This is a genomic window from Candidatus Thermoplasmatota archaeon, assembly GCA_035540375.1.
Classification (GTDB): Archaea; Thermoplasmatota; SW-10-69-26; order JACQPN01; family JAJPHT01; genus DATLGO01.
The window spans coordinates 1-7,826 of the sequence record DATLGO010000066.1; the positions used below are offsets into that span (position 1 = coordinate 1).

Genomic DNA, 7,826 nt, shown 5'->3' on the forward strand with positions numbered 1-7,826 from the left:
CCCGGAAGCCGTCGCCGCGGCCGTCGTCGGCGCGGGTGTCGCCCTCCTCGGAGCCGCCCTCGCCCTCGCCCACCGCCACGTGTCGCGCTCGAACATCCTCTCGAACGCGGTGCGGGCGCGCATCCTGGAGGCGATGCGCGCCGACCCGGGCGCCACGATCCAGGAGCTCGCGCGCGTCGCGGGCGTGAGCCACACGACGGCCACGTATCATCTGGGCCTCCTCGAGGAGGTGGACCTCGCCGTCGCCGAAACCGTAGGGAACCGCAAGCACTGGTTCACCAACGGAGCCGTCGCGAACCGCGCGCTGCGCCTCCGGATCCTCCTTGGACGGATGGGTCGCGCGCGCGAGGTCCTCTCGGCCGTCGAGTCCGGTCCGGCCCGCCTCGCGGACGTCGCGGGCGCCCTCGGCATGAGTCTCCCCGGGGCCCTCTGGCACCTCAAGCGGCTCGTGGACCTCGGCCTCGTCGACCGCGACGGGGACAGGTACCGGGCGGGGACCTCGCAACGCTGAAATAGCGCTCCCCACAGAGGGAGGCCGGCGGGCTCGGATCCGCGATCCTTAGGGGGGCCGACGACGCGTCGCGGACAGTCGATTCTGCCGTCCCAGGTTCTTTTCGGCCAACGCCCACGTCGGCGAGCCTCATATACAGCAAGCGAGAGAGCGGGCGGTCGGTGACCTAGCCATGAAGGCTAACCGAACGCCCATGAAGAAGGTTAATGACCGAGCCGAGGTCGGCGTCGGGACACTCATCGTGTTCATCGCGATGGTTCTCGTCGCCGCCGTTGCGGCCGCCGTCCTCATCAACACGAGCGGTGTCCTGCAGCAGCGCGCTTCCCAGACCGGGAAGCAGGCCACCCAGGAGGTTTCGAGCAACCTCCAGGTGACCGGCATCTACGGCGTGCGCAACAGCACGTCGGCCGACCTCTACCAGCTGAAGTTCAACGTCGGTCTCGCGGCCGGCGCGCCCCAGCTCGATGTGACCAAGATCGTCATCCGCTACTCGGACGGCGCGAACGTCCGCCAGTACTCGGAGAGCACGGCCCCCACGTTCACCGCGACGTGGATCCGTGACGTCACGGGCACGGGCGCGACGAACAAGGTCATGAACGCCGGCGACCTCGTCGAATTCCGCATCAACGTCCCCGACGACATCGCGGAGCGCTCCTCGATCCAGGCCCTCTTCATCCCCGAAGCGGGCGCCTCGATCCCGGCGGACTTCACGACGCCCCCGACGTACGGCACCGAGACCACGGTCACGCTCCGCTGAACGCGGACCGGACCCTGAGCCAGCTTGACGAACGCCCCGGTTCCGGGCCCTTCCGGGGGCCCGGAACCCTCCCTTTCACGCTCACACACGAGGACATGGCATGAAGATCTTCGGACGCGGCGCCAAGGAGGAGACGGAAAAGACCGCTCCCGCCCCGCCCCAGAACGCGAAGGCCGAGGCCGCCCCCGCTCCCGAGGCGGCGCCCGCGGCGGATCCGTCCCAACCGGACCTCGCGGTCATGCTCGACGCCTCGGTCAAGGACATCAGCGAGAAGATCGCCCGACTCGCGAACTCGGTCGAGACGGTCCACAAGGAACGGGCGGGCTTCGACGAGAAGCTCAAGCTCATGGAGGACCGCATGCGCAAGCTCTCGGGCCTCACGGAGATGATGAGCAGCCAGTACAATCCCTTCGTCGGCGACGAACCCGTCGCCGAGAGCGCGAAGGAGTCCCCCAAGGCGACCGCGACCGCGATCGCGTCGGGAGGCGGTGGCGGGCCCGGACCCATGGGCGCCATGGCGAGCGGGAAGCGCATTCCCGTCGCGCGCGATGGCGGCGCGGGCTCGGCCGTGGCGGCACCGGCCCTCCATCCGCTCGCCGCGGCGGCGGCCAAGCGGCATCTCGATCTCGAGGACGAGGAGGACCAGGATGTCCTCGCCGCACGTTGGACGCCCCGTCCCGCGGCAACCTCGAACCAGGCGCCCGCGCGCCTCACCCGCGTCGCCCGCACCTTCGAGACGAGCCTGCTCATGATGAGCTGGTGCGACACGCTCCTCAAGGCGGCCTCACGCGAGGGCCTCGACGAGCTGCTCCACTATTACCAGACCATCGGCTGGATCAACGACGCCGTCCGAGAGGAGATCGAGAACTACGCGAACGGCATCGCCGTGAGCGAGGCCCCCGTGACCGACTGGCGCGCGAACGTCGACCTCCACCAGCGAAGCCTCCTCTACGTCGAGAAGCTCCGCATCGCGAGCGCGGAGCCCGGCGAGGCGGGGCCCGCCTGAGGCCGTGCGGAGCGGGCCTCGATGGGCTTCAGCGTCACCTCATCCACCGTCGTCCTGGCCGTCGCCGCCTTCACCATGGGGGGCGCGCTCGCCTCGGCCTTCCTCACGAGCTACGACAAGGTCTCCGAGGCCTATCGGGAAGACTGGGATTTCCGGAGGGATCAAGCCCGGACAAACATCACCATCACGAGCGTCTCCTGGAACAACGGCCAGAAGCAGCTGACGTTCAACATTAAGAACACGGGCGCCACCGTCCTCGACCCGAACCAGCTCGAATTCGTGATCGACGGACGCTGGAAGACCAACAAGGTGACGTCGCTCACGATCGGCGGCGTGTCGACGACCGTATGGGCGCCCGGGGAGACGCTCGTCGCCGTCGTGCAAGACACCACCTGGACGAGTCAGCCGAGCCGGAGGGAGATTGTGACCGAAAACGGAATCGCGACATGGGGGTGAAGCATGGGCGCTGAAACCAGCAGCACGCACATGATCTTCTTCATCGTCGCGACGGCCCTCGCGGTCGTCGTGAGCGCGCTCCTCTCCACGCAGGTCTACGACATCGCGAACACGGTCCGCGACAGGGGGGCCTCGCTCGGCGACAACATCGCGACCGACATCGCGATCATCAATGATCCCGGCCAGGTGCCTAACAACCCCGTCATCATCTACGTGAAGAACACGGGTCAGCGGACGATCGACCACACGACCATCTCCGTCATCATCGACGGCGTGCACAGGACCCACACCGTGACGCTGCTCGGCGGCGCAGCCGCGTGGCAGCATGGCGACGTCGCCGAATTCAGCATCACGCTCACGCTCGCGAGCGGCGATCATCGCGTCCGCGTCGTGACCGCGAACGGGATCGAGGACGATCTGAGGTTCAGGATCTGACATGTACCGCTTCACCCTCGAACGGGACGAACTCGCCGACCGCCTCGGAGGAGGCCTACCGGAGGGTTCGCTCATCGTCATCGAGGGAGAATACGGCGCCGGCAAAAGCATCCTCCTGCAGCGATTCCTATACGGACTCCTGAAGAACGACGTGTCGGTCACGCTCGTCTCGACCGAGCTCACCACGCTCCATTTCATCGAGCAGATGTATTCGCTCGACTACCCGGTCGAGGAATCGATCCTCGAGCACAAGCTCCTCTTCCTTCCCGTGTATCCGGTCCTCGGCTTTCGCGGCCGCAAGGACGACATGCTCGAGCGCCTGCTCGCGGCGAAGAAGATGTACAGCTTCGACGTCATCGCGATCGACGCGTTCTCGTCGCTTCTCAAGAGTTACCTCAAGGCCGTGGGCGATCGCGTCGATTCGACCTCCAAGCTCGAGGAGGCGCTCTACATGTTCAAGCTCCTCAACGCGCGGGGGCGCACGATCATCCTCACCCTCGAGCCGGCCGACCTCCAGGAGGAGATGGCCTCGATGCTCAAGGCCGCGGCCGACATCTACCTCCAGGTCCGCCTCGAGGTCGTCGGCAACAACGTGAGCCGCTCGCTGCTCGTGAAGCGCTTTGGCCGCGCCGAGAAGACGGTCGGGGACGTCGTGCCGTTCCGTGTCGAGCCGAAGGTCGGCCTCGTGGTCGAGATCAAGAGCGTGTCCTGATGCCGGTGGACCTCAACGAGACGATGGCGCGGAATCCGCACCTCGCGAGGTACATCGCGGAATACCAGAAGAAGACGACGCGGATCCCGACGTTCGTGGAATCGCTCGGTCGCGACATGAAGAGCCTGAAGGAAGTCGACGTGATGTATCCGGTCGGCGACCCCATCTTCATCCACATCTACGACTACGAATTCAAGCGCCACTACGTCGCGGTCGAGCCCGTCCTTTCGAAGGACGAGCGGGCGAAGTACAACAAGATCAAGGAATCGATCCTCCGCCTGGCGCCGTTCGAGGACACCCCGGCCGGAAACGACGAGCTGCGCGCGACGCTCCGACGCCTGCTCGACCGGACCGTGCGGGTTTCGGGCGTCGCGAGCGCGGGCGACATCGTGAAGAAGCTGAATCTCGCGAACCTCTTCGCGCCCAAGATCGCGCTCAACCGCGACGAGTACACCCGCATCAAGTATTTCCTCGAACGCAACATCGTCGACTCCGGCCCGATCGAGCCCGTCATCCGCGATCCCTACATCGAGGATATCTCGTCGGTCGGCACGTTCCCCCTCTTCGTCGTCCACAAGATCTTCGACACCGTCGAGACGAACGTCAAGTTCCGCGACGACAAGGAGCTCGACGACTATCTCCGCAACATGGGCGAGCGGATCGGTCGCCCCGTCTCGGAATCCCGCCCCATCGTCGACGCGACGCTTCCGGACGGCTCGCGTATCAACATCGTGTACTCGGACGACGTGTCGCAGCGCGGAAGCTCGTTCACCATCCGTAAGTTCTCCGAGACGCCGACCTCGATCACGCAGATCATCAAGTTCGGCACCATGTCGAGCCAGGTCGCCGCGTACCTCTGGCTCGCCATGGAGAACCACATGTCCGTGTTCGTCTGCGGCGAGACGGCGTCGGGCAAGACCACGAGCCTCAACGGCATGCTCACGTTCGTGAAGCCGAAGGACAAGGTCTTCACGGCGGAGGACACGCCGGAGGTCAGGCCCCCGCAGCCGCTCTGGCAGCAGCTCGTCACGCGCTCGAGCGGGCCCGTGGAAGGGCGTGTCGAGATGTTCGATCTCCTGAAGGCCGCCCTGCGTTCCCGTCCGAACTACATCATCGTGGGTGAGATCCGTGGCGCCGAAGGCAACGTCGCCTTCCAGGCCATGCAGACCGGCCACCCCGTCATCGCGACGTTCCACGCTTCGAGCGTCGGCAAGATGATCCAACGCTTCACGGCGGACCCGATCAACGTGCCTGCGACGTTCATGGACAACCTGAACATCTGCATGATCCAGATGGCGGTCTACAACAAGGGCCGCATGCTCCGCCGCGTGCTCGCGATCGAGGAGATCGAGGGCTACTCGGAGCAGGCGGGCGGCGTTCTCACGCGCGCCGTCTTCAAATGGAACCCCCAGAACGACACGCACGTCTTCAGGGGACGGAACAACTCCTACATTCTCGAGACCAAGATCGCCGAGCGCATCGGCTACTCGGACAAGCGCAAGATCTACGAGGATCTCGATCTCCGGGCGAAGATCCTCGACAAAATGGTCGAGAAGGGCATCTACGACTACTACGAGGTGAACCGGCTCGTGGCCCGGTTCTACGAGGAGGGCGTGAGGGCGTTCCCCTTCACGATCTGATCATGGCCGGAGGCGACTGAGATGGGCATGGACATCCGCCGGGCGTACGGCGCGCTCGACATGCCGCCCGCGAAGTACATCACGTTCTACGCGCTCCCGCTCGTCGCCGCGGGCATCGCCGTCGTGGTCCTGCTCGGCATGCTCGTCCCGGGTCTCTTCGAAGGCCCGTTCGCGCTTCTCTACGTCGTCATCCCGTTCTTCTTCCTCATCGTCGCCGTCATCTACCCGTACACGGTCGCCGAGTCGCGCAAGCAGCAGATCGACCACAACATCCACTTCTTCATCACGCACATGGGCGTGCTCGCGACGTCGCAGATCCCCCGCTCGGAGATCATGCGCATGCTCTCCGAGAAGAAGGAGTACGGCGCCCTCGCGATCGAGACGAAGAAGATCTACGCGCTCGTCGACTCGTGGAACATGTCGCTCGCCGAAGCCTGCCGCTTCGTGTCGAAGCGCACGCCGTCGGAAATCTTCGGCGACTTCCTCGACCGTTTCGCCTACTCGCTCGACTCGGGCGAGGCCCTCGAAAGCTTCCTCACGAACGAGCAGATCGTCGTGATGGAGGAATTCTCGGCCATCTACAAGGGGAACCTGTACGAGCTCGAGAACATGAAGGGCCTGTTCAACTCGATGATGATGTCGCTCATCTTCATCGTCATCTTCGCGATCCTCATGCCCGTCATCACGGGCATCGACGCGACCGTCCTCATGGCGGGCGCCCTCTTCATGGTCGGCTTCATCGAGGTCGTCTTCGTCTTCTTCACCCGGGCGAAGGCGCCGAGCGACCCCATCTGGCACGACCTCAAGGTGGAGACCTCGGTCCGGATCGCGGTCCGGCGGGCGCTGCCCTGGTCCATGGCCGGCTGCGTCGTCGCGCTCCTGCTCGCCCTCAATTTCACGAACCTGCCCGTCCCGATCATCGTCGCGATCGGCCTCACGCCGCTCGTCTACACCGGCATGCGCGTCGGCCGCGAGGAGGAGCGGGTGAAGCGTCGCGAGGACTCCTACGCCGCCTTCATGCGGTCGCTCGGGGCGTCCGCGAGCGCGCGCGGCGGCGCGATAAAGGAGGTGCTCCGCCACCTCCAGAACCACGATTTCGGTCCGCTCACGGAGGACATCCGGCACCTCTACCAGCGCGTCAACATGCGCGTGGACGACGAGCGCGCGTGGGCCTATTTCGCGGCCGACTGCGGATCGAACCTGATCGAGAAATACACCCGCATGTTCGTCGAGGGTCTCAAGGCGGGCGGCAAGCCCGACGCGATCGGCCGCCTCATCTCCGACAATTTCGTCCGCATCCTCGTCCTGCGCAAGGCCCGTTACCAGACCGCGAGCGCCTTCCGCGGCCTCCTCTACGGCCTCATCGCCGGCATGGCGTTCTCCCTCTTCGTCGGCGTGTCGATCGTCGGCATGCTGCAGCGCATCTTCCAGGGGCTCGAGCTGCCGAAGGGCGCGGGCGACGCGGATTTCGTCTCGAGCCTCTTCTCCTTCGAGGCCAACATCCCCCTGATCTCGTTCCTCGTGATGTCGCTCCTGCTCGTGCACGCGATGTCGTCGAGCCTCATGATCAAGGCGGCCGACGGCGGGAACTATTTCCGCGCCTACACGGATTTCGTGGGGCTCTTCTGGGTGGCCGCGATCGTGAGTTCCGTCGCCAACTCGGCCCTCACCGCTGTCCTTTGACGACCCGGAAGGAGCAGGGCCTCGCGTTGCGACCGCAAGCGACCTCGCGGACCGTCACGGGAGTTCCCCAGGCGACGGCGAAGGCGCCGCGCAGATACCCGATCTCGAAGTGGCAGGGTTCGTCGCCGGTCGCCCTGAGGCATGTCGAGCATCGGCCCACCTCGACGAACGCCTCGGTCGTCGAGAACGATGTCAAGGCGGCATCGCCGTAGCCGAGCGCCGTGAACGTATCGAGCGCCTCCTCGATCGTCGCGGCCCTCGCGCGGCGCGCCACGGCTTCGCCGGCGTCGGCCACCTCCTTGCCTTCGGGCGCGCGAACGGGCTCGACGCGACGCGGCCCCATGGGAAGGGGCGCGACCAGCCGCTCGCTCGCGGCGTCCGCCCCGATCGCGCTGCGGTGCTTCCGCACGCTCGTGAGGGTGACGGCGCCGACGAGGAGCGCGAGGGCTCCGAAGCCGCCCGCGGCCGCGACGAGCCCCGGCTCGCGGTCGCCGAGCGCGAGGAACAGGCGGCTCACGACGGCCGTCTCTCCGGTCGGCGCGAGGTCCGAGGGCGGCGCAAGCGGCGTGGCGGGCGGCGAAGAGGGCGGCGGATCCGCCTTTCGACGCTCCTTCTTCGCGGGCGGC

Annotated in this window: 9 protein-coding genes; 8 read left to right on the plus strand and 1 reads right to left on the minus strand. The window is 66.2% G+C overall.

Annotated features, from left to right (window positions below):
• The 8 genes from VM889_07800 to flaJ all read left to right on the plus strand — a co-directional run.
• Window positions 1-511, plus strand: a 511-nt coding sequence (locus VM889_07800; GenBank protein ID HVL48444.1) for a helix-turn-helix domain-containing protein, incomplete at its 5' end; no start/stop codon positions are given.
• Between the two features lie 193 nt (window positions 512-704).
• Window positions 705-1,268, plus strand: coding sequence for an archaellin/type IV pilin N-terminal domain-containing protein (locus tag VM889_07805; protein ID HVL48445.1), 564 nt, complete (start codon window positions 705-707; stop codon window positions 1,266-1,268).
• A 100-nt stretch (window positions 1,269-1,368) separates the two neighbouring features.
• Complete coding sequence (locus VM889_07810; GenBank protein HVL48446.1) at window positions 1,369-2,274, plus strand: FlaD/FlaE family flagellar protein; 906 nt, start codon at window positions 1,369-1,371, stop codon at window positions 2,272-2,274.
• Between the two features lie 21 nt (window positions 2,275-2,295).
• The gene (locus VM889_07815; protein HVL48447.1) at window positions 2,296-2,730 is read left to right on the plus strand and encodes a hypothetical protein; all 435 of its coding nucleotides are present in this window, start codon (window positions 2,296-2,298) and stop codon (window positions 2,728-2,730) included.
• A 3-nt stretch (window positions 2,731-2,733) separates the two neighbouring features.
• Window positions 2,734-3,165, plus strand: coding sequence for a hypothetical protein (locus tag VM889_07820; GenBank protein HVL48448.1), 432 nt, complete (start codon window positions 2,734-2,736; stop codon window positions 3,163-3,165).
• 1 nt (window position 3,166) lies between these two features.
• On the plus strand, window positions 3,167-3,877 hold the full coding sequence (locus VM889_07825) for an ATPase domain-containing protein (protein ID HVL48449.1): 711 nt from the start codon (window positions 3,167-3,169) through the stop codon (window positions 3,875-3,877).
• Entirely contained in the window at window positions 3,877-5,517 is a 1,641-nt protein-coding gene (locus VM889_07830; protein ID HVL48450.1) for a type II/IV secretion system ATPase subunit, read from the plus strand. Before VM889_07825 ends, VM889_07830 begins: the two co-directional genes overlap by 1 nt.
• 21 nt (window positions 5,518-5,538) lie before the next feature.
• Window positions 5,539-7,200: an archaellar assembly protein FlaJ gene (gene flaJ / locus VM889_07835; GenBank protein HVL48451.1), complete on the plus strand. Its 1,662-nt coding sequence runs from the start codon at window positions 5,539-5,541 to the stop codon at window positions 7,198-7,200.
• On the opposite strand, the gene VM889_07840 is transcribed toward flaJ, so the two are convergent.
• Window positions 7,184-7,826, minus strand: a 643-nt coding sequence (locus VM889_07840) for a 4-vinyl reductase (GenBank protein HVL48452.1), incomplete at its 5' end; no start/stop codon positions are given. The two genes, flaJ and VM889_07840, sit on opposite strands and share 17 nt — an antisense overlap.